The organism is Pseudomonas sp. FSL R10-0056, from assembly GCF_009600105.1.
Lineage (GTDB): Bacteria > Pseudomonadota > Gammaproteobacteria > Pseudomonadales > Pseudomonadaceae > Aquipseudomonas > Aquipseudomonas bubulae.
In genome coordinates, this window is record NZ_WIWL01000226.1 from 1 (window position 1) to 22155 (window position 22155).

Genomic DNA, 22155 nt, shown 5'->3' on the forward strand with positions numbered 1-22155 from the left:
GGTGGTGACGGTCGGTGGCGAAGCAACGCCGCCGTCGACCGCAGGCACACCGCCATCGTCGCCCTCGGAGATCCCACCGGCCGCTTCAGCCAGCGGACCACGCATCACCGGCTGAGACTGCCCCACCAACGGCAACGGCATCGGCTGCGAAGAACCGGCGAAATCCACCGAAGGCTTGGCCCCGCCATTGGGTGTGGCCTGCCCCAGCTGTGTCTGTTCGGCATCCGGCGCAACAGGCGCCTTGCCACGGCCCGGAATCAAAACGGCAGCAGCGACAGCCACTACCACTACTGCACCAATGGCCAATACGTGTTTCTTCGGCATCTTGAACCCCATACTTGGACGCTTGACCGCTGAGCGGCTGGCAATCATGGCTTCGATCATTGCATCACGGGCGACCTGGTTGATAATCCCGGGCCAGCCTTCAGAGCTCTCGTGTATATCTGAGATCTGCTGAGCGCTAAAGAGTTCGATCCCGCGCCCGGCACCTTCAAGGCGCTGGGCCAGATATTCGCGGGTTTCTTCGAGGTCATAGGGCTGCAGGTCGACCACATGGAAGCGTTCTTCATCAGCGCTCAGCTCCTCAAGACCGGCAATCATCGACGGCTCACCGAACAAGAACACGTGCGGACGCCCCTCTGGCGTACCCGCAGCCAGCGCCAGCAAGGCTTGCAGCGCAGACTCATCGAGCTGTTCGGCATCATCGACCAGCAGGTAGACCTCTTGCCCCGTAAGCGCCAGTTGCACCACTTGCGCCAGAATGGAGCCCACGTCAGGGCGCGCCACATTCAGGGTTTGCGCCACTTGCTGCAGGATACCGGCGGCATTGCCGGCCCCACGCGCCGAGACCACGACACTTTGCACCGACTGCTTGTTGGTACTCGCCACCAACGCCTGGCGCAGCAAGGTTTTGCCGCTGCCCTCAGGCCCGGTGACCACCAGCAGCAACTGGCTGTAGCGGGCAAGGTGATGCAACTGCCCCAGAACCGGCTTGCGCTGGGCCGGGAAAAACTTGAAGCCCGGAACCCGCGGTGCAAAGGGGTCGTGGGTGAGCTGGAAGTGACCGAGGAACGCCTCGTCGGCATGCAAACTAGTCATCGGGATCTTATTAACCTTTAAGCTGAGCCAGCGCGCGGTAATCCGCACCCAGCGTGGCTTGTAGAACCTCTTGTGGATAATCGTCAGTCACTGTGGCTTCGCCCATGCGGCGCAACAGCACCAGACGCATACGACCGTCGATCACTTTTTTATCAACTGCCATGTGTTGCATAAAGTCGGCCGGGGTCATTTCGACGGGCGGCACCACTGGCAAACCGGCACGCTGAAAGATCCGGATACCTCGATCACGCTCGGCATCGGTGATCCAGCCCAGGCGGGCAGACATTTCCAGTGCCATCACGGTGCCCGCAGCGACGGCCTCGCCATGCAGCCACACGCCGTAGCCCATATGGGTTTCGATGGCATGGCCAAAGGTATGCCCCAGGTTGAGCGTTGCACGCACACCCGCTTCGCGCTCATCGGCGCCGACCACTTCAGCCTTGGCCGCGCACGAACGCTGGATCGCGGCAGTCAGGGCCGCCTGGTCCAGGGATCGCAGCGCATCCATGTTGTCTTCAAGCCAGGTCAGGAACGGCTCATCGCATATCAGGCCATATTTGATGACTTCAGCCAGCCCTGCGGACAATTCGCGGGCAGGCAGGGTGTTGAGGGTCTGGGTGTCGATCAGCACAAGGTTGGGCTGATAGAAGGCACCGATCATGTTCTTGCCCAAGGGGTGGTTGATCCCGGTTTTGCCGCCCACGGACGAATCGACCTGGGACAACAAAGTGGTCGGCACCTGGATAAAATCGACTCCGCGCTGGTAACAAGCAGCAGCAAAACCGGCCATGTCACCGACAACACCGCCACCCAACGCTATCACCGTGGTGCGTCGATCATGACGTGCTGTGAGCAGGCCATCGAAAATCAGCTGCAGGGTTTCCCAATTCTTGAACGACTCGCCATCGGGCAGGATGATCGGCAACACCGAGAACTGCGCGAGGCTACGCGTCAAGCGCTCAAGATAGAGTGGCGCGACCGTTGTATTGGTCACAATCGCCACCTGGCGCCCGGCGATATGCGGAGCCAGCAACTGCGGCTGATCCAACAAACCTTCGCCAATATGAATCGGGTAGCTACGCTCGCCTAGATCAACCTTCACTGTCTGCATGAAACCCCGCGTTGAAGCACGGCGCCAGCGCCCTGCTTCGCAATTATCAAGTGATGGCATGCCGTAAAAAGGCATGCTCGGCGCCGAGAATAGCGCATTTCGTATCGCACTTTAATGGTCTGTGCAGCGACTACCGGGGAGGAAGCTGGGCCAGGCGCTCGAGGATATCGAGCACCACCATGCGCGGCGGCCGCTCATCGGTTTCAACCACCAGGTCAGCAATTTCACGATAAAGCGGGTCGCGCACAGCCAGCAGGTCGCGCAGGATTTTTTCCGGGTTGGCATTGCGCAGCAAGGGCCGGTTGCGATCACGGGAGGTGCGCGCCACCTGCTGCTCGATGGAGGCGTGCAAATACACCACGCGCCCACCATTGCGCAGCGCTTGCCGGTTTTCCGGGCGCATGACCGCGCCACCACCGGTGGCCAGCACAATGCCATTTTCATGGCACAGCTCGACAATCATGGCTGTTTCACGATCGCGAAAGCCCGGCTCGCCTTCTTTATCGAAGATCCACGGGATATTGGCACCCGTGCGCACTTCAATTTCCTTATCGGAATCTTTGAACGGCAGGTGCAGCTCTTTGGCCAGCAAACGTCCGATGGTGCTTTTTCCAGCCCCCATTGGCCCAACAAGAATCAAATTTCGCACAGAATCAATGACTCACAGCAATCGCCTGGTTGTTCATGATACGCGGAGTCAGGAACACCAGCAGTTCGGATTTTTTTTCCAGGACAACGTCTCTACGGAAAAGTCGGCCAACATACGGCAGATCGCCTAAAAATGGCACTTTATCTACCACTTTGCTTTGAGTTTTTGAGAACACTCCCCCAATCACGATGGTTTCACCGTCCTTGACCAGCACCTTGGCCCTGACCTCGTTCTTCTTGATGGGCGGTACATCCTGCAGCCTGCTCATGTAATCGGGCTCATCCTTGGTCACTACGACGGCCATGATGACGCTGTTGTCCGGAGTGATTTGCGGCGTCACCTCCAGTGACAATGAGGCTTCCTTGAACGAAACCGATGTAGCCCCGGTTTTGCTGGCCTGCTGGTAAGGAATTTGGGTGCCTTTAAGAATTTTGGCGGTTTCCTTATCCGCAGTAACCACTTTGGGTTGCGAGATGATTTCCCCATTACCGGTTTTTTCCATGGCCGTCAGTTCCAGGTCCAGCAACACATTGTTGGTGATGAAGGCGATGCCCAAGCCCGAGGTATTTCGCGAAACACCCAAATCAACAAAGGGCGCACTAACGTTGCCAGGGGCAGCCCCGGACGCCGCAGGCTGGGTAATACCACCGGCTTTCCAGAGGCCACCATTGTTTAGCGCTCCCCCCCAACGCACACCCAGGCTTTTTTCGAAGTCCACGCCTGCCTCGACAATCCAGGCTTCGATCATCACCTGACGCACTGGCACGTCCAGTTGAGCCACGATGCGCCGCAGCTCCTCCAGCCGTTCACTCGATTCATAAGCAATGATGGTATTGGTGCGTTCATCCACCGTGATCGTGCCCTGCCCCTCGATGCCGGGCTGCCCGCCGGTCACTGACTGGAACAGCATGACGATATCTGCCGCCCTGGCGTAATTGACTTGCACCAACTCCCGACGCAAAGGCGCAGGCTCAGGGCGCTCGCGGGCTGCGATCTCTTCCAGGGGCGCGATCAACAACACATTACCTTCAAGACGCTTGCCCAACCCCTTGCTCTCAAGCACCAGCTCCAGCGCCTGATCCCAAGGCACATCCTGCAAACTGAGGGTTATGCTGCCCTTTACAGTGTCGCTGACCATCAGGTTGAACCCGGTAAAATCCGCCAGCGATTGCAGTACCGTGCGTACATCAAGATTCTGCACGCTCAGGGACATGGGCTCGCCCACATACTGCGAGCGCTTGACGGATGATGGTGCGGCCTGCCCAGCCGCCAGCATTGACTGCGAATTCAGCGCACTCCATAGCGCCAGTACGCAGACCGGTGAAATCCTTTTCATGGTGTTTATCCGTTAAGACTGTTGATTTAAAGGAATCGTCAGGGACCTTTCCAACCAACCGCCCCGACCATCGGAAATCAGTTCAAATACTTCAATCTGGTGCGCCTGGATCGAAGCAATCTGGCCATTGTTGCGCCCCAGGTAATCCCCCACTTTCAAGCGATGAATAACACCATTGGCCCGCAGCAAGGCATTTGCCTGCGATTCACTGGACAGCATGCCAACCATCTCGAACTGCTCCAGATCAAAGCCTTCCAGAAACTGCCGGGGCCGGTCCGCGTCAAGTTCATCGCCGGCAAGGCTGACCTGCCAACTGCCGTCCCCTCCCCCCCCTATAGCCTGAAAAGGATTGCGCAAACCCATCGATCCATAGGCAAACACAGGCCCGACACTGATCACGGGGAGCGGCTCAATGGCGTTGCTCGCATGCCCCTGCGTAGCCTGTAAATAACTGTGCAGGTCTGCGGTAGTCTGCGGGCTGTCACACCCTGCCAGGCTTGCCAGCAATCCGGCGCCAAACACTCGCAAACAAACACCCATGGGATCAGTCCTTGATCGTGGTTCGGTAGGCCTTTGCCAGCAGCGTCATGCGCAGTTGACCATCACCGGTACCGTTGCTCGGCGCAAGGCTGAGGTCATGCAAGGTGACAATGCGCGGCAGGCTGGCCATGGCGCTGACGAAGAGGCCAAGTTCGTGATAGCCCCCGACGAGGGTCATCTGCAGTGGCAGTTCGGCATAGAACGTTTGCAGGACTTCAGGGAGCCACTGAATGTGCTCGACCAGCAGACCATTGCTCAGACCCAACCGCGAAATCTCATCCAGCAATTCGGGCACTTGTGCCTGAGCGGGGAGTTGTTTGAGCAACGCACTGAACCCGGCTTCCAGCCTGTGAACTTGCATCACATAAGCATCCAGATTGGCAACCTGTGCGACCCTGGATTCAAACTCCGCCTTCAGCGTGGTTTGAGTCTCGTGCAACTGTTGCAGCCGGGAAGAAGGCAGTTGAAGCAGCAGCGCATGACCCGACACCAGCACCAGGCCCAGCCACACCAGAGCCACGGTTGTTTTGCGGGCTGGCGACCAGGCGCCCATGTTACCCGGGGCCAGTTCGCGCAGGTCGAAATTGCGCAGGCTAACGAGCCAGTGCGCAGGTATCACAATGCCCCCCCGGAAGGGGTATGTCGGGCCTCACGCACCGTCATCTGAAACAGGCGCTCCTGCCCGCCTGCCTGGGCAGGGTCTGCCTTGACGTCATTGAGTTGCGGCGTATCCAGCCAGTGCGAAGCATCGAGATTTCGCATCAGCTGGGCGACAAGGTTGTTGGACTGGGCAATCCCCGTGATGACAATGGTGCCCTCGGTCATTTTCACGTCGGTGAAATGCACACCTTCCGGCAAGCTGCGCGCCAATTGCTCCAAAATGATCCCGCTGCTCGACCGGCTGCTCTGCAACATGCCTATGGTTTGCATGCGTTCAAGCAATTGCTCCCGGCGCACTTTCAACTGGTCGATCTGCTCCGCACGCCCATCCAGCTGGAACGTGGTACTGCGGATCAGGTCATTGCGCTCCATCTGCTCCTCTACCAAGGTGTCGATAAAGTGGTCAGCAGCAAACAGGCCGGCCACCGCCAGCAAAGACAGGGCCACCAGCACCATCAAAAAACGTTTGCGCCGCTTTTCACGCAACAACGCGCGCCAGGGCAACAAATTGATTCTCGCCATTAATCAAACCCCCTCAAGGCCAGACCGCAGGCAGTCAACAACACAGGGGCATCGCAAAGCAAGGCTTCAGAGGTGAGTGAGGGATCGAGGTCCATCAGCGCAAACGGGTTGGCGATGCGTGTCGGCGTGCCAAGACGGGATTCAACCCGCTGAGCCAGCAGCGGATCCATGGCAGCCTCACCGGCCAATACGATCAGGCCGATCCGCCCATCAACTCCGGAGTCGGCAAACAGCCCAAGCTCTCGCTCCAGCTCTTCGACAATCGTGGTTTCGAATGCTTGCGCCCCTGCAGTGGCCTGCCCGCAAAGCAGCTCCCGGACGTAAATGGCCTGACCCTGCTGCACGATGCTCAGCAGGATTGTATGGGGTGCAAAATCGACCACGGCCACGGCCCCGTTCAGTGCCTGACCTGCAGTCATTGCCTCAACGCCCCGCACCAGGGCATGAGCCTGCACGGCAACCACCCGCGGGACCAATCCCGCACCGGTCAAGACCGAACAATGCCACTCCAGTGCTTCCTGGCGGCACGCCACCATCAGCACGCGGGCCGGCCCGGTATGGTTCGACGGGTGATCCTGGAGCTCAAAATCCAGTGCCATGTCATCCAGTGCATAAGGTATGTACTGCTCAGCCTCAAACCGCACATGAAGCTCAAGCTCTACTTCGCTCAAGCCTGCCTCCACCTCCAGGCTTTTGCAGATAACCTGACCATCGGGCATCGCGATAATGGCGTCCCTGGCGATTACCTGGGCCTTTTCCAGCGCCCTGAGAAGCACTGGGACGACACTTTTGGCCTCTGCGCCGGTCTGATCATTCACAAGCCCGGCTGGCAGGGGTTCCATGGCATAGGACTGTAGCTTGAACCGGCCCTGTGAACGGCTCAGCTCGACGAGCTTGATCGACTGCTGGCCGATTTGTACGCCGACACAGCGCTGACGTGTTTGAGGAAATAATCCGGGCACCTTTGTTTTCCCTAATGCAATCCGTAACTTACGGAGGGTAAAAAATGAGATCCGTTCAAAACCTGTTCTGACATGCGGCTCATGACGTTCATGAGCGAAAAATGCTTATAATGCCGGGCGTTTTTTCCGTATCGTCGACCCGGCGCAACTGCGCACTACCCTGACGTGCAAACCCATTTCTTGATCTGGAAATCCAAAAGCCTTGATTCGTCTGCTGAAGTTTTTCGGGTGGTCTTTCGTTGCCGTGTTCTGCGGGCTGTTGCTCGTGTTGAGCGGCGCGTTTCTCTATCTTAGTCCTGGCTTGCCGTCTGTAGAGTCGTTGAGAAGCATCCAGTTGCAGATTCCTTTGCGGGTCTACACCAGCGACGGAAAGTTGATCGCAGAGTTTGGCGAAATGCGCCGCTCACCGATCAAGTTCGCCGACATTCCGCCCAATTTCATCAATGCCCTGCTTTCTGCAGAAGATGACAATTTCGCCAATCATTACGGGGTCGACCCCAGCAGCCTGATGCGTGCCGCTACCCAGTTGGTAAAAAGCGGACACATACAATCAGGTGGCAGCACCATCACCATGCAGGTGGCGAAGAACTATTTCCTCTCCAGCGAGCGAAGCTTTTCGCGCAAGACCAACGAAATCCTGCTGGCTCTCGAAATTGAACGCGAGCTGACCAAGGACGAGATCCTTGAGTTGTACGTGAACAAGATTTACCTGGGCAACCGCGCTTACGGTATCGAATCCGCAGCTCAGGTTTACTACGGCAAATCGATCCGCGACCTGAGCCTGGCGCAGATGGCGATGATCGCCGGCCTGCCCAAAGCCCCTTCACGGTTTAACCCGCTGGCCAACCCGGTGCGCAGCAAAGAGCGCCGCGACTGGATCCTGGGGCGTATGTACAAGCTGGGTAAAATCGATCAGGCCAGCTATCAAGCAGCGATCGCCGAGCCGGTCAACGCCAGCTATCACGTGCCAACGCCGGAAGTGAGCGCCCCCTACATCGCCGAAATGGCCCGTGCCGAAATGGTCGGCCGTTATGGCAGCGAGGCGTACACCGAAGGCTTCCGTGTGACTACCACGGTGCCGAGTGACCTTCAGGAACTGGCCAACACCGCCGTTCATGAAGGCCTGATTGCCTACGACCAGCGTCACGGCTACCGTGGCCCCGAGTCACGCCTGCCGGGCAAGACCCTGGCCGTATGGACTCAGGAACTGGCCAAGCAGCGCCCGATCAGCGGTCTTGAACCGGCCATCGTGACCCAGGTCGACAAGGACGGCATTCAAGTACTGACTCGCACCGGTGAGGCGCACGTCGCCTGGAACACCATGAAATGGGCGCGCAAGTTCCTCAACACCAACAGCATGGGGCCGATGCCCAAACAGCCTTCGGATGTCGCCCAGGTCGGTGATCTGATTCGCGTACAACCGCAGACCGACGGCAGCTACAAATTCAGCCAGATGCCCACCGTGCAAGGCGCACTGGTATCCCTGGATCCGGACAACGGCGCCATTCGCGCGCTGGTGGGCGGTTTCGCCTTTGAGCAAAGCAACTACAACCGGGCGATGCAGGCCAAGCGCCAACCGGGCTCCAGCTTCAAACCGTTCATCTACAGCGCCGCACTGGATAATGGCTACACCGCCGCCACCCTGGTCAACGACGCACCTATCGTGTTTGTCGATGAATATCTGGACAAGGTCTGGCGCCCGAAGAACGACACCAACACCTTCCTCGGCCCGATCCGCGTGCGTGAAGCACTGTACAAGTCGCGCAACCTGGTCTCCATCCGCTTGCTGCAAAGCCTGGGTGTCGACCGCACCGTCGACTACATCAGCAAGTTCGGTTTCAACAAACAGGACTTGCCGCGCAACCTGTCGCTGGCCCTGGGTACTGCCACCCTGACGCCAATGGAGATTGCCACCGGCTGGAGTACATTCGCCAACGGCGGCTACAAGATCACGCCGTATCTGATCGACAAAATCGAAAGCCGCAATGGCGAGACCCTGTTCGTGGCCAACCCGCCAAGCGTGCCTAAAGCCGACAGCAAGGATGTGCCGCCTGAAGCCGCAGCGCTGACCGTTGACACCATCAATGCCGCACCGGGCCTGCCCACTGTCGAGACGCAAGCAGTAGCCGAGCGGATTGTCGACGGGCGCACCACGTACATCCTCACCAGCATGCTGCAGGACGTGATCAAGCTCGGCACCGGCCGCCGCGCCCTGGCGCTGGGCCGCACCGATCTGGCAGGTAAAACCGGTACGACCAACGAATCCAAGGATGCGTGGTTCTCAGGATACAACGCCGACTATGTGACCACTGTTTGGACCGGTTTCGACCAGCCCGAAAGCCTGGGCCGTCGCGAATACGGCGGCACCGTCGCGCTGCCGATCTGGATGACGTACATGGGGGGCGCGCTCAAAGACAAGCCTGCGCATACGCAGCCAGAACCCGAAGGCATCCTCAGCTTGCGGATTGATCCGTCCAGCGGCCGTATCGCGTCTCCAGGCACGCCTGGCGCCTACTTTGAACTGTTCAAGAGCGAAGACACACCGCCCACCAACAGCGAACTGGGCAACAACGTAGCACCGGGCAGCCCGCTGCCGGCAGATGACGGCGCCCCAATAGACCTGTTCTGATCAACAGGGCTGCACGTTGCAGAGCGCCCGAGCGCTTGCAACGTGCAGCCTGGCAGGCTCAAGCAAGCAGGTGATCCACAGGCACACCCCCTGCAAACAGCTCATCGATCGGCGCCATCGCCAGTTGATCGATACGCGTGCTCTCGCTGTGAGACTCCCAGCGCTCCAGACTTTCAGCCAGCACACCGGGCTGTTGCGCATACTGCCCATACACATCTGCCCGGGTCGGCACCCGAAACCTCAGCAGGTACAAGCGCTTGCGGGTTTTATGGACATTGCTCATTTCGCGCATGAGCAGGTTCATGGCTTCTACCTGCTCTTCAAACGTACCGCCCGCACAGGTCATTACCTCACGGTACTTAACCCGCAGTTGCTGCGCGACGTGTTCAAGCGCCTGATCCACGAACAACACCTCACGCTCGGTCACCAGTGAACACCGGGCCTGCAGCGCTTGCTGGCTGCGGCGCAAAACCGCCCAGCAACTGGGAATATAACTGTCGATCATAAACGGCTGGCCTGCATCGACCCGTGGCTTGAGCCCACCCTCTGATTCGGGTGCTGCACTGTTTTGCTCAAGTACCGCATGGCTGACGGCATGCTGGGTGATCGTCTTGCTAAGCGGATCCCACAGGACATGCGACCTCATCTCCTGAGCAAACTCCAGCGGCATAAAGTGGCGCAAGGTTCCGTGATGCTGATAAGGCTCTGCGAGCAAACGGCTCAGGCCCGCCACAAACACGCCAAAACCTGCGGGTACGTTCACGAAACTGAGTACCGTGCCTGCACAACAGGCCGACAATGGGCGGTTCATCCAGCTGCCGGGCACCCCGGGGACAGGATCGTTATGGTTAACCATGCGCTGATGCACCAGCCCCTGTGCCGCGCGAACAAAGGTTGCGTCCGCTGCGCGAGGGGCTCCGTACGTGTAGAGCTGCACCTCACAGGCCCTCAGCTGGATCAACATTTGGGCAAGGATCAAACCGATAGCCCCGCCCTGGCTGTGTCCGCAAATCAGTACGGCTTGCCCCCAGTGGAACTTGTCCATGTACCTGTCAACAAGCTCGTAAGCCTGCCTGGCGGCGTCGTAAAAACCGCCATGTACCTGGCCCTCACCCTCTTCAAAGGGTACTTGAGGGGCCTCTGCATCCTGTGACAAATCAGACCAGGTACAGGTGCTATGAACGGCAACCAAGACAACTTTATCGTTATGGCTCACAAAAACTTGTGCACCTGCGCCTTGAGCCCCAAAACGGATATCTCCGCGATAATGCACTGAAGACGGAGTTTCCTGAGCCATTCCGCAAAGCGGGTCATTGGCCGGGTACAGCACGGGGTCGAAAGGCACAATTTCCAAACGCGCCGAATACGGCACATCTTCATATAAAGGGTAATAGGACTTTGCCTGTTCCGGGCTGGCCCGCCAGCCCATCATGCTTGCCTCCCCAAAGGGATCTTGCACACGCGACATGCGGGCCGGCCCAGCAAATGAGCAGTTGCCCAGGGTGGCCATCAACGCCAATTGATAGAGATTGAGCGCACAAAACTGCGGGTCCGTGGACAGCAGCGGGCACAAGGCCCGCAAGGGACGCACCTGCAGCACCGTATGACGCCCCTCTGCAATATGCACACCGAGCGGGCCACGCTCGACCGGGAACAGGCTCCCGGCCTCAGGCGGCAAATGAGAAACATGCTCGACCAGATGCCGCACTTCAATCTGGTAATAGTCACTGTCGGGATCAATGCATGGCGGCTTGCTCTGCGGGCGCGCACCGCTCCTGTCGAGGAAGCGGGTGCGCTCCGCCCTGACCTGAAGCTCGGTGATCTTGAGAGGGTAATGCGTTCGACCCATCAACCGCGAATACAGGCCATTGCTGGCGTCATGCAACTGCCTGAACATAAGCGCAAATGGCCCTTCAACGCCCTTGCGCACCCTGCCAACCCCCGAGGCATCCAGACGACCGCCGTGCCGTCTACCTCGCTGATCAACCAGCTCAAAGGCCAGCCCTGCATAGGCGGTACTCACCCCCTGGTCGTCAATCAGTTGAAAGCGGGTCTGACTGTAACGGCTTTGACGAAGGCGAGTGAACATCCGTGATTCCTATAAAACGTCCTATAAAACAGAGGGCACACTTCAGAATTCTTCAGAATTCAGAACAGGCTCCCCTCGGAACAAAGGAATGAAATTAACGGAGGCTCGAAAAAATTAATGTAAGACAATTCCTATTTTGTAGAAGGGTTAGGCTTATTTTGTAGATCCTTTCGTGCCCGTTTCGCAAAAAACAAAAAAGCCCCGACGCTTTACAGCGCCGGGGCTTTTTTATGACGCTACACAGCCTTAGCCGTTGAAGACGTCATCCACGCTTTTGAGCGGGTAGTTTTTCGGGTATGGCAGGGTTGCAACACCGGTCTCGATGGCAGCCTTGGCCACTGCATCGGAGATCAGAGTGATCAGGCGTGCATCCATTGGTTTCGGGATGATGTATTCACGACCGAATTCCAGCTTGATACCGCCGTAAGCGTCACACACTTCTTGTGGCACTGGCAGTTTGGCCAGTTCACGCAATGCGTTGGCTGCAGCGATTTTCATTTCTTCGTTGATGCGCTTGGCGCGAACGTCCAGGGCACCACGGAAGATGAAAGGGAAGCCCAGCACGTTATTGACCTGGTTCGGGTAGTCCGAACGGCCAGTGGCCATGATCACGTCGTTACGGGTGGCGTGAGCCAGCTCCGGGGAGATTTCCGGATCCGGGTTCGAGCACGCGAACACGATCGGGTTAGGCGCCATGCGCAGCAAGTCTTCAGCGCTCAGCAGGTTCGGACCCGACAGGCCAACGAACACGTCTGCGCCGTCCATGGCATCAGCCAGGGTGCGCTTCTCGGTAGCATGGGCGAATGCCGACTTGTACTGGTTCAGGTCGTCACGGCCGGAGTGGATCACACCGGTACGGTCGATCATGTAGATGTTTTCGATGGTTGCGCCCATGCTCACCAGCAATTTCATGCAGGAGATGGCAGCAGCACCGGCGCCCAGGCAAACGATCTTGGCTTGCGCCAGGGTTTTGCCAGCGATTTCCAGGGCGTTGATCATGCCGGCCGCGGTCACGATAGCGGTGCCGTGCTGGTCATCATGGAATACAGGGATATCGCACTGCTCGATCAGAGCACGTTCGATCTCAAAGCACTCAGGTGCCTTGATGTCTTCGAGGTTGATGCCGCCGAAGGTGATGGAGATGCGTTTTACGGTGTCGATGAAAGCCTGTGGGCTCTCGGAATCAACTTCGATGTCGAAAACATCGATACCGGCAAAGCGCTTGAACAACACGCCTTTGCCTTCCATAACAGGTTTGGAGGCCAATGGGCCGAGATTACCCAGGCCCAGGATAGCGGTGCCATCAGAGATCACGGCTACCAGGTTGCCCTTGCCGGTGTACTTGTAGGCCAGTTCAGGGTCGCGGGCGATTTCGCGCACTGGTTCGGCTACACCCGGGCTGTATGCCAGCGCTAGATCGCGGGCAGTAGCGGTAGGTTTGGTAAGCTCGACACTCAGTTTGCCTGGACGTGGCTGGGCATGGTATTCGAGAGCGGCAGTTTTCAAATCAGACATGTGGGCATTCCGCTTTTTTTGCTGTTGGACAGACGAATCGCCGAGCATACGCGTGTCGCAAAGTCCCGACAAGACTGACCAGTCAGCAGTGTCAAGGCCTTTACCTTACGACTTTGGCCCAAGAGCCGCGCCCCATAAGGGCTGGAGTGTCCACAATCTGTATTTAAAATTGTCTACAATTTTTAGCGGGCAATGACTTTAAGCATTCCCGGATGAGTTAAAGGCAACATCCAGCGTGCCTGCCCGGCCTTCACGCCTGCACGCTGCGAACGATCCAGAACCCAACCTCTGGCCTCGACTTGCGCACCTTGCAACCTGGCCAGTTGCTTTTGATCGAAAGTGGGCAATTGCCTGAGCGCAATGTTCAACACCAGGCCGCCTTGCAGGTCGATCCAGAGCCCGCCCTGATTGCGCCGGACCTGACTGACCGTGCCACTCACCAGGGCGAAACCCGAGCGACGGATTTGTTGCGGCGCCAGCACCGGCGACTGCCGCCAAAGGCCCAGACGAGCCTTGCGCGCACTGCGCTCGGCGGCTTGCTGACAGTCAAGCAGCGCTACATTCGGCGCGATAGCCACCTGAAATCCCAGGCCGTCAGCCAGCAATCGGGCTTCAAGGTTGCTGCCATCGGCACCAAATACATGGGCCAGGGTGCGACCATAACGATCCCGGGCCTGTTTACCTGGCAGCAACCCGACACGGCCATCGCTCTGCGCCACCAGCGTTTGCAGGCGCTTGCGCGCCGCCTCGGCAAAGGGCTCGGCGGGCCGGCCTTTTTTGCCCGTCTCCGGGGCATTGAGGCCGATCATGCGCACGCTGCGGCCATCCTTGAGACGCAGGGTGTCGCCATCGGTCACCCGCTCCACCGTGGCGTAGGCCACAGCCCCTGGCGCCGGGCACAGCGGCGCGGCCGAAACACTGGCCAGCCAAATCGCAGGCACAAAAAAGGCGCCCGCAAGGGACGCCTTTTTCAATAACCTGGCCAGACCCAAAAGCCTGCCCATGGTCATGCGCCTTACTCGGCGGCTTTTTTCGTAGCGCCGAAAGCACCGAAACGAGTTTTGAAGCGATCAACACGACCGCCAACGTCCAGAGTTTTCTGCTTACCGGTGTAGAACGGGTGGCACTCGTTGCATACGTCGGTGCCCAGTGGCTTGCACAGGTTCGAACGAGTTTCGAACTTGTTGCCGCAGCTGCAAGTTACCAGGATTGTTTCGTACGCTGGATGGATATCGGCTTTCATGGGGTATTCCTCTAGCGTGCCGCCACTCAACACCATTGTTGAATACCGCACGTAAAATTAGGGCGCCGATAATACCAGACCTTTGCATTGACGCAAGCGGCAAAGCATGATCCGCCTGCAAGTTTCACAGTTCATTGACCTGCCTTTTAGTCCCGCGCGGCGTTGTCTGCTAGGCTCCGGGCCATCTTTGCCGTTCATCACTTGAGAGCCCCGCGTGCCCGACGCCATTTTGCGCCTTGCCCTGCCTTCCCCCTTGCGCCGCCTGTTTGATTACCGGGCGCCTGCTGGCGTGCTGCGCAGTCATTTACAGCCCGGCATGCGCCTGCGGGTACCGTTCGGACGACGGGAGATGATTGGCATACTGGTCGAGGTGGTCGACCACAGCGAAGTACCAGCCGAAAAGCTCAAGCCCGCCATCGCCCTGCTCGACGCCACGCCGCCGCTGCCCGCCTCTTTATTCAAGCTGTGCCTGTGGACGTCGCAGTACTACCAGCACAGCCTGGGCGACACCCTGAGCTGGGCGTTGCCAGTATTGCTGCGCCAGGGTGAGCTGGCCGAAACGCGCCAGGAACGGTTCTGGCAGATTGCCCCGGGCGCCCGGCTTGACGACCCCCGTGTTGCCCGCGCTCCACGCCAGCGTGAAGCACTGGCCACCCTCGCCCAACACCCCCACGGCGTGGCGCATCAACTGTTAAGCAAGTTGATGCTGAGCAAGGACAGCCTCGACCTGCTGCTGGCCAAGGAGCTGGTCACTGTCGAGATCCGCCGCCATGCACCCAGTGAGCGCCATGAACATTGGCTGGCTCAGCCCGAGTTGCCGCTCAACGACGAGCAACGCGCTGCCTACGAAGCGATTCGCGCAGGTTTCGACCACTTCCATGCCTTCCTGCTGGCCGGGGTCACTGGCAGCGGCAAGACCGAAGTGTATTTGCAATTGATCCGTGAAACCCTCCAGGCCGGCAAGCAGGCGCTGGTGCTGATCCCGGAAATCAACCTGGGGCCGCAAACCCTGGCCCGCTTCGAACAACGCTTCAATGCCCGTATTGCGCTGGTGCATTCTGCGGTCAATGACCGCGAGCGCCTGGAAAGCTGGCTGGCAGCCCGTGACGGCGAAGCCGACATTATTATTGGCACGCGTTCAGCGCTGTTCACCCCGATGAAAAACCCGGGGCTGATCATTATCGACGAAGAGCACGACGGCTCTTATAAACAGCAGGAAGGTTTGCGCTACCACGCCCGCGACCTGGCACTGGTGCGTGCCCGGCAGGAAAACATCCCCATCGTACTCGGCTCCGCAACGCCATCACTGGAAAGCCTGCACAACGCCTACACCGGCCGTTACGGCTTGCTGCGCCTGAACGAGCGTGCTGGCGGGGCCAAACAGCCTCGTTTCCTGCGCCTGGATGTGAAAAGCCGTCCCCTGGACAGCGGCATTTCCGGGCCGATGCAACAGGCCATCGGCCAGACCCTCGCTGCAGGCCAGCAAGTACTGGTGTTTTTGAACCGTCGAGGCTTCGCGCCGACATTGCTGTGCCATGACTGTGGCTGGATGTCTGAATGCCAGCGCTGCGATGCGCGCATGACCGTTCATCAGCGCTCTGGCGAGCTACGCTGCCATCACTGCGGCTACGTCGAGCGCGTTCCGCGCAACTGCCCGCAATGCGGCAAAGTCGACCTGCGGCCTGTAGGTGCCGGGACTGAGCGCGCCGAAGAGCGGCTGGGGATTTTGTTCCCCGACTACCCGGTACTGCGGGTAGATCGAGACAGTACCTCGCGCAAGGACGCGATGAACCAACTGTTTGCCACGATCCAGAAGGGCCAGCCGTGCATACTGATCGGCACACAAATGCTCGCCAAAGGCCATCACTTCCCCCGGGTGACGCTGGTATCGATCCTGGATGCCGATGGCGGCCTGTTCTCCGGCGACTTCCGCGCCAGCGAGCGCATGGCCCAGCTGATCGTTCAGGTCGCGGGCCGGGCCGGCCGGGCTGAAGAGCCGGGCAAGGTGATTATCCAGACCCATCTGGCCGACCACCCGCTGCTGATCCAACTGACCGAGCAGGGTTACTTCGCCTTCGCCGAACAGGCCCTGAGCGAACGCCGGGCGGCAGGGCTGCCGCCTTTCGCCCATCTGGCGCTGCTGCGCGCAGAAGCCCACAAACCGGGACAAGCCGAAGGTTTTCTGGATGAAGCCTGCAGCGAGGCTGAGCGCCTGCTGGGTGAGCTGAACCTGGGGGGTATCGAGTTGCTCGGCCCCGTGCCTGCGCCAATGGAGCGCAGGGCCGGACGCTATCGTGCTCAACTACTATTACAGGCCAATGCCCGTGCACCGCTGCATCGTTTACTGAGCCAATGGCTGCTGGTCCTTGAGCAAATGCCCAGCGGTCGTCAGGTGCGCTGGTCGCTGGACGTGGACCCGGTAGACCTTTATTGAGTCACCTCATGACCCCCGTGGGAGCGGGCTTGCTCGCGATGCAGACGACGCGGTACAACTTGAAAACCGCAGCGATGCCATCGCGAGCAAGCTCGCGCCCACCGTTTTGAAGTAATAACCGAACACCGCAGATCCATAACCCGCCTGCTAAGGTTGGCAAGGCCGACCTTGCAACGGATAATACCCAGTTTTTCCACCTGCGCACTGAAGCGCTACCGCGCTTGCGGTCGAAAGAGAAGACCATGAAAGACACCATTCGCCAGCTTATTCAACAAGCCCTAGCTCAACTCGTCACAGAAGGTGTGTTGCCTGAAGGCCTGACGCCAGCGATTCAGGTGGAAAACGCCCGTGACAAAACCCACGGCGACTTCGCCAGCAACATAGCCATGATGCTGGCCAAGCCTGCGGGTATGAAACCCCGTGATCTGGCTGAAAAAATCATCGCGGCACTGCCCGCCGATGAGCAGATCAGCAAAACCGAAATCGCCGGCCCTGGCTTCCTGAATTTCTTCCAGAACACCCAGGCCCTGGCTTCGCGCCTCGACGCGGCCCTGGCTGACGAGAAAATCGGTGTACGCAAGGCCACCCCGGCCATGCGTACCGTGATCGACATGTCCGCGCCCAACCTGGCCAAAGAGATGCATGTGGGCCACTTGCGCTCCACCATCATTGGCGATGGCGTGGCCCGTGTACTGGAATTCCTCGGCGACGAGGTGATTCGCCAAAACCACGTAGGCGACTGGGGCACCCAGTTCGGCATGCTGATGGCCTATCTGGAAGAAAACCCGATCACCAGCGACGAGCTGTCCGATCTGGAAAACTTCTACCGCGCCGCGAAAAAACGCTTTGACGAGTCCCCGGAGTTCGCCGACCGTGCCCGTAGCCTGGTGGTCAAGCTGCAAGCCGGTGACCCGGACTGCCTGGCGCTGTGGACCAAGTTCAAAGACATCTCACTGTCGCACTGCCAGAAAATCTACGAGCAGTTGAACGTTAAACTGACCATGGCTGACGTAATGGGCGAAAGCGCCTACAACGACGACCTGATCAACGTGGTCAACGACCTCAAGGCCAAGGGCATGCTGGTCGAGAGCAACGGCGCCCAGTGCGTGTTCCTCGACGAGTTCAAGAATGCCGAAGGCGAGCCGCTGCCCGTCATCATCGTCAAGGCCGACGGCGGCTATCTATACGCCACCACTGACTTGGCAGCCATTCGCTATCGCAGCGGCGTATTGAAAGCCGATCGCGCCCTGTACTTCGTCGATCAGCGCCAGGCCCTGCACTTCCAGCAGGTGTTTGCGGTTGCGCGCAAGGCCGGTTTCATCACCCATCCGATGGAAATGGAACACATGGGCTTCGGCACCATGAACGGCGCCGATGGCCGTCCATTCAAGACCCGTGATGGCGGTACGGTTAAACTCATTGACCTGCTCAACGAAGCCAAAGAACGTGCCTACACGTTGGTTAAAGAGAAAAACCCGGAGTTGCCTGAAGACGAACTGCGTGCCATTGCCAAAGTTGTCGGCATTGGCGCGGTGAAATACGCCGACCTGTCCAAGCACCGCACCAGCGACTACAGCTTCAACTTCGACTTGATGCTGAACTTTGAAGGCAATACCGCACCTTACCTGCTGTACGCCTACACCCGCGTTGCGGGCGTGTTCCGTAAACTGGGCAAGGGCTTTGAAGAAGTGCAGGGCCAGATCGTGCTTGAAGCCCCGCAAGAACAGGAACTGGCTGCCAAGCTGGCGCAGTTCGGCGAGGTGCTGAACAACGTGGCCGAAAAAGGCACGCCTCATACCCTCTGTACTTACCTGTACGAAGTGGCCGGCCTGTTCTCCAGCTTTTACGAGAACTGCCCGATCCTGAGCGCCGAAGACGAAGCACAGAAACAGAGCCGCTTGCGTCTGGCGGCACTGGCAGGCCGTACCCTCAAGCAAGGCCTGGAACTGCTGGGTCTGGAAACCCTGGAGCGCATGTAAGTTGGCCGCCAAGAAGAAACCAGTACCCAAGCGTGGTGCCAGCCGGTATCAGGCGCCCGCCAAAAAGCCGATCCCGGGCTGGCTATGGATGGCCATCGGCCTGACCGTGGGCGCCTTTATCGTGTTTCTGATGAAGCTCGAACCCGGCCAGGGTGATGACGTCAAACGGGTCAAGCAGGAGCAGCAGAAAGCCACGAAAGTGGCCGAAGCCAACAAGACCGCGCCGAGCCCGACTCAGCCGGCCAAGCCCAAGTACGACTTCTATACCTTGCTGCCCGAGTCTGAAGTGCTCGTGCCGCCAGAAGCCGTGCCCGAGAAGACCCTGCCTACACCACAAACCGCGCCGCTGGCACCGGTAACACCGGCTGAAGCAGCCAAAATCGACACCGCCCGCGCCCAGGCAGCCTTGAGCGGAATCACTCCGCCTCCAGCGCCACCTGTCGTCAAGGCGGCACCGGTTACCAAGTTCTTCCTGCAAGCGGGCTCGTTCCGCAAACAGGCCGATGCCGAAAAAGTACGCGCGCAAATCATCCTGCTGGGCCAGACCGCTACGGTTGAAGCCGGCACGGTGAAAGACGAAACCTGGTACCGGGTGCTGGTTGGCCCGTTCAGCAATCGCGACCAGTTGACGGTGGCCCAAAAGCAATTGGCGGGCGGCGGTTTCAACAACCTGTTGTTGCAACAGCGCCGCTGATACCAGCCGCTCCCACGGGATTACGCTACACCCTGTGGGAGCGGGCTTGCTCGCGATGGCATCACCGCGATCAGCCTGACACTTCGGGTCGTCTGCATTTCGAGCAAGCCCGCTCCCACAACATCTTCGCCAAATCCTGCCTCCCCGTTCATCCCCATTCCCTCCCCGCTGTTGAAAAATCCGCGACAACCCCCATATGTATTTCCATCAGGCATTTTCGCCCCGCTGCGTGGAGACTCTCCCTTGACCACCATCGTTTCAGTACGCCGCCACGGCAAAGTCGTCATGGCTGGCGACGGCCAGGTTTCTCTTGGCAATACCGTGATGAAAGGCAACGCGAAAAAAGTCCGTCGCCTCTATCACGGCCAGGTCATCGCCGGTTTCGCCGGTGCCACCGCTGATGCATTCACCCTGTTCGAACGCTTTGAAGGCCAGCTTGAAAAGCACCAGGGCCATCTGGTTCGCGCCGCTGTCGAGTTGGCCAAAGAATGGCGTACCGACCGCTCGCTGAGCCGCCTGGAAGCCATGCTGGCCGTAGCCAACAAGGACGCATCCTTGATCATCACCGGTAACGGTGACGTGGTTGAGCCTGAAGACGGCTTGATCGCAATGGGTTCGGGCGGTGCATTCGCCCAGGCAGCGGCCCGTGCCCTGCTGATGAAGACCGAACTGTCGGCCCGCGAAATCGCTGAAACAGCACTCGGTATTGCTGGCGATATCTGCGTATTCACCAACCACAACATCACTATTGAGGAGCAGGACCTCGCTGAATAAGTCACCTGCCGGGCCGCTTCAACGGCCCGTTTGTGAACCTTGATTCTGCTAGAGGAACGCCAATTATTATGTCCATGACTCCCCGCGAAATTGTCCACGAACTCAATCGCCACATCATCGGCCAGGACGACGCCAAGCGCGCCGTTGCCATCGCGCTGCGTAACCGCTGGCGCCGGATGCAACTGCCGGAAGAACTGCGCGTTGAAGTCACACCAAAAAACATCTTGATGATCGGCCCTACCGGCGTCGGTAAAACCGAGATCGCCCGTCGTCTGGCCAAATTGGCCAACGCACCGTTCATCAAGGTTGAAGCGACCAAGTTCACCGAAGTTGGCTATGTAGGCCGCGACGTCGAGTCGATCATCCGTGATCTGGCTGATGCTGCAATCAAGCTGCTGCGTGAACAGGAAATCGTAAAGGTTCGCCACCGTGCCGAAGACGCCGCCGAAGAACGCATCCTCGACGCCCTGCTGCCTCCTGCCCGCACATTCGGCGAAGAAGCCGCCGTACCGCAGGATTCCAACACTCGCCAGCTGTTCCGCAAGCGTCTGCGTGAAGGCCAGCTGGACGACAAGGAAATCGAAATCGAAGTCGCCGATGCTGTTGGTGTGGACATCTCCGCGCCGCCTGGCATGGAAGAAATGACCAACCAGTTGCAAAGCCTGTTTGCCAACATGGGCAAAGGCAAGCGCAAGAGCCGCAAGCTGAAAGTCAAAGAAGCCCTGAAAATGGTGCGTGACGAAGAAGCCGGTCGCCTGGTTAATGACGAAGAACTCAAGGCCAAGGCCCTGGAAGCGGTCGAACAGCACGGTATCGTGTTTATCGATGAAATCGACAAAGTGGCCAAGCGCGGTAATGTCGGTGGCGCCGATGTGTCCCGCGAAGGTGTGCAGCGCGACCTGCTGCCGCTGATCGAAGGTTGCACCGTCAATACCAAACTGGGCATGGTCAAGACCGACCACATCCTGTTTATCGCTTCCGGTGCGTTCCACCTGAGCAAGCCAAGCGACCTGGTGCCCGAGCTGCAAGGCCGTCTGCCGATCCGCGTTGAACTCAAGGCGCTGTCGCCACAGGATTTCGAACGCATCCTCAGCGAGCCGCACGCTTCGTTGACCGAGCAATACCGCGAGCTGCTGAAAACCGAAGGCCTGAACATCGAGTTCATGCCTGAAGGCATCAAGCGTCTGGCCGAAATTGCCTGGCAGGTGAACGAGAAAACCGAGAACATCGGTGCCCGCCGCCTGCACACGCTGCTTGAACGTTTGCTCGAAGAGGTGTCCTTCAGCGCCGGTGATATCGCCAGTGCGCAGAATGAGGAGCCTATCCGCATCGACGCCGAATACGTCAACAGCCACCTGGGCGAACTGGCCGAGAACGAAGACCTCTCGCGCTACATCTTGTAAGCCCTTTGCACCTGTAGCCGCTCTCAGCGGCTACAGCGCTTGTGCAATGACCTAAGGTTATGACCATGATCCCCAGTGCCATCAACCTGCACAAAGCTTCTAAGACCCTCACCCTCAAATACCCGTCCGGCGAAGAGCACCACCTGCCGGCCGAGTTTCTGCGCGTGCACTCGCCGTCTGCCGAGGTTCAGGGCCACGGCAATCCGATTCTGCAATTTGGCAAGATCAATGTCGGCTTGAGCAAGATCGAACCCGCAGGCCAGTACGCGTTGAAACTGACCTTCGATGACGGTCACGACAGCGGGCTGTTTACCTGGGACTACCTCTACCAGCTCGGCGTGCGCCAGCAAGAGCTGTGGGCGGATTACTTGCAGGAACTGAAAAAAGCCGGCAAGTCCCGCGACCCTTCGGTGTCGGTGGTCAAATTGATGCTCTGAGCCGGCTGCAGCTTTTTTGTAGCCGCTGAGGCGCGCGTAGCGAGGCTGCGCCCGGCGGCGAAGCCGTCGTAGAACCATCC

The 22155-nt window shown here is 59.0% G+C and carries 19 protein-coding genes; 7 read left to right on the forward strand and 12 right to left on the reverse strand.

Features of this window, described 5'->3' with window-relative positions:
* From GHO42_RS22415 to pilM, 8 genes are all read right to left on the reverse strand, one after another.
* The coding region (locus tag GHO42_RS22415; protein ID WP_153384189.1) for an AAA family ATPase at positions 1–1098 on the reverse strand (1098 nt) is incomplete at its 3' end.
* A 10-nt stretch (positions 1099–1108) separates the two neighbouring features.
* Positions 1109–2209 (reverse strand): 3-dehydroquinate synthase, encoded by a 1101-nt coding sequence (gene aroB, locus GHO42_RS22420; RefSeq protein WP_095000851.1) that lies wholly within the window; start codon positions 2207–2209, stop codon positions 1109–1111.
* Positions 2210–2339: 130 nt separating this feature from the next.
* Entirely contained in the window at positions 2340–2858 is a 519-nt protein-coding gene (gene aroK / locus GHO42_RS22425) for a shikimate kinase AroK (protein WP_029611693.1), read from the reverse strand.
* A 4-nt stretch (positions 2859–2862) separates the two neighbouring features.
* A complete protein-coding gene (locus tag GHO42_RS22430; RefSeq protein ID WP_095000850.1) occupies positions 2863–4194 on the reverse strand; it encodes a type IV pilus secretin PilQ in 1332 nt (443 codons plus the stop codon).
* A 12-nt stretch (positions 4195–4206) separates the two neighbouring features.
* A complete protein-coding gene (locus tag GHO42_RS22435; protein ID WP_232527659.1) occupies positions 4207–4701 on the reverse strand; it encodes a pilus assembly protein PilP in 495 nt (164 codons plus the stop codon).
* A 37-nt stretch (positions 4702–4738) separates the two neighbouring features.
* Positions 4739–5353, reverse strand: coding sequence for a type 4a pilus biogenesis protein PilO (locus GHO42_RS22440; RefSeq protein WP_240055622.1), 615 nt, complete (start codon positions 5351–5353; stop codon positions 4739–4741).
* Positions 5350–5916 carry a PilN domain-containing protein gene (locus tag GHO42_RS22445; protein ID WP_095000848.1) on the reverse strand — a complete coding sequence of 189 codons (567 nt, stop codon included), beginning with the start codon at positions 5914–5916 and terminating at the stop codon, positions 5350–5352. Before GHO42_RS22445 ends, GHO42_RS22440 begins: the two co-directional genes overlap by 4 nt.
* On the reverse strand, positions 5916–6878 hold the full coding sequence (pilM, locus tag GHO42_RS22450) for a type IV pilus biogenesis protein PilM (RefSeq protein ID WP_178126948.1): 963 nt from the start codon (positions 6876–6878) through the stop codon (positions 5916–5918). Before pilM ends, GHO42_RS22445 begins: the two co-directional genes overlap by 1 nt.
* A 205-nt stretch (positions 6879–7083) precedes the next feature.
* Between pilM and GHO42_RS22455 the strand changes: the two genes are divergently transcribed.
* The gene (locus GHO42_RS22455; RefSeq protein ID WP_371926148.1) at positions 7084–9507 is read left to right on the forward strand and encodes a penicillin-binding protein 1A; all 2424 of its coding nucleotides are present in this window, start codon (positions 7084–7086) and stop codon (positions 9505–9507) included.
* 58 nt (positions 9508–9565) lie between these two features.
* On the opposite strand, the gene GHO42_RS22460 is transcribed toward GHO42_RS22455, so the two are convergent.
* The 4 genes from GHO42_RS22460 to rpmE form a co-directional block, all read right to left on the reverse strand.
* Entirely contained in the window at positions 9566–11596 is a 2031-nt protein-coding gene (locus GHO42_RS22460) for a lipase family protein (protein WP_240882227.1), read from the reverse strand.
* Between the two features lie 246 nt (positions 11597–11842).
* Positions 11843–13111, reverse strand: coding sequence for a malic enzyme-like NAD(P)-binding protein (locus GHO42_RS22465; protein ID WP_095000845.1), 1269 nt, complete (start codon positions 13109–13111; stop codon positions 11843–11845).
* A 182-nt stretch (positions 13112–13293) separates the two neighbouring features.
* Positions 13294–14121, reverse strand: a complete 828-nt coding sequence (locus GHO42_RS22470; RefSeq protein WP_095020158.1) for a thermonuclease family protein — start codon at positions 14119–14121, stop codon at positions 13294–13296.
* Positions 14122–14126: 5 nt separating this feature from the next.
* Positions 14127–14354 carry a 50S ribosomal protein L31 gene (gene rpmE, locus GHO42_RS22475; RefSeq protein WP_016783180.1) on the reverse strand — a complete coding sequence of 76 codons (228 nt, stop codon included), beginning with the start codon at positions 14352–14354 and terminating at the stop codon, positions 14127–14129.
* Positions 14355–14568: 214 nt separating this feature from the next.
* Here rpmE and GHO42_RS22480 point away from each other — a divergent pair, with 214 nt between their 5' ends.
* The 6 genes from GHO42_RS22480 to GHO42_RS22505 all read left to right on the forward strand — a co-directional run bounded on the left by GHO42_RS22480 (position 14569) and on the right by GHO42_RS22505 (position 22075).
* Positions 14569–16788: a primosomal protein N' gene (locus tag GHO42_RS22480; protein WP_178126949.1), complete on the forward strand. Its 2220-nt coding sequence runs from the start codon at positions 14569–14571 to the stop codon at positions 16786–16788.
* Between the two features lie 242 nt (positions 16789–17030).
* On the forward strand, positions 17031–18767 hold the full coding sequence (argS, locus tag GHO42_RS22485) for an arginine--tRNA ligase (RefSeq protein ID WP_095017730.1): 1737 nt from the start codon (positions 17031–17033) through the stop codon (positions 18765–18767).
* Position 18768: 1 nt separating this feature from the next.
* Positions 18769–19461 (forward strand): SPOR domain-containing protein, encoded by a 693-nt coding sequence (locus GHO42_RS22490; protein WP_095000840.1) that lies wholly within the window; start codon positions 18769–18771, stop codon positions 19459–19461.
* 243 nt (positions 19462–19704) lie between these two features.
* Positions 19705–20235 carry an ATP-dependent protease subunit HslV gene (gene hslV / locus GHO42_RS22495; RefSeq protein WP_016783176.1) on the forward strand — a complete coding sequence of 177 codons (531 nt, stop codon included), beginning with the start codon at positions 19705–19707 and terminating at the stop codon, positions 20233–20235.
* A 68-nt stretch (positions 20236–20303) separates the two neighbouring features.
* Positions 20304–21638 carry an ATP-dependent protease ATPase subunit HslU gene (gene hslU / locus GHO42_RS22500; RefSeq protein ID WP_083369675.1) on the forward strand — a complete coding sequence of 445 codons (1335 nt, stop codon included), beginning with the start codon at positions 20304–20306 and terminating at the stop codon, positions 21636–21638.
* Positions 21639–21703: 65 nt separating this feature from the next.
* Positions 21704–22075: a gamma-butyrobetaine hydroxylase-like domain-containing protein gene (locus tag GHO42_RS22505; protein ID WP_169916155.1), complete on the forward strand. Its 372-nt coding sequence runs from the start codon at positions 21704–21706 to the stop codon at positions 22073–22075.
* Positions 22076–22155: the final 80 nt, after the last annotated feature.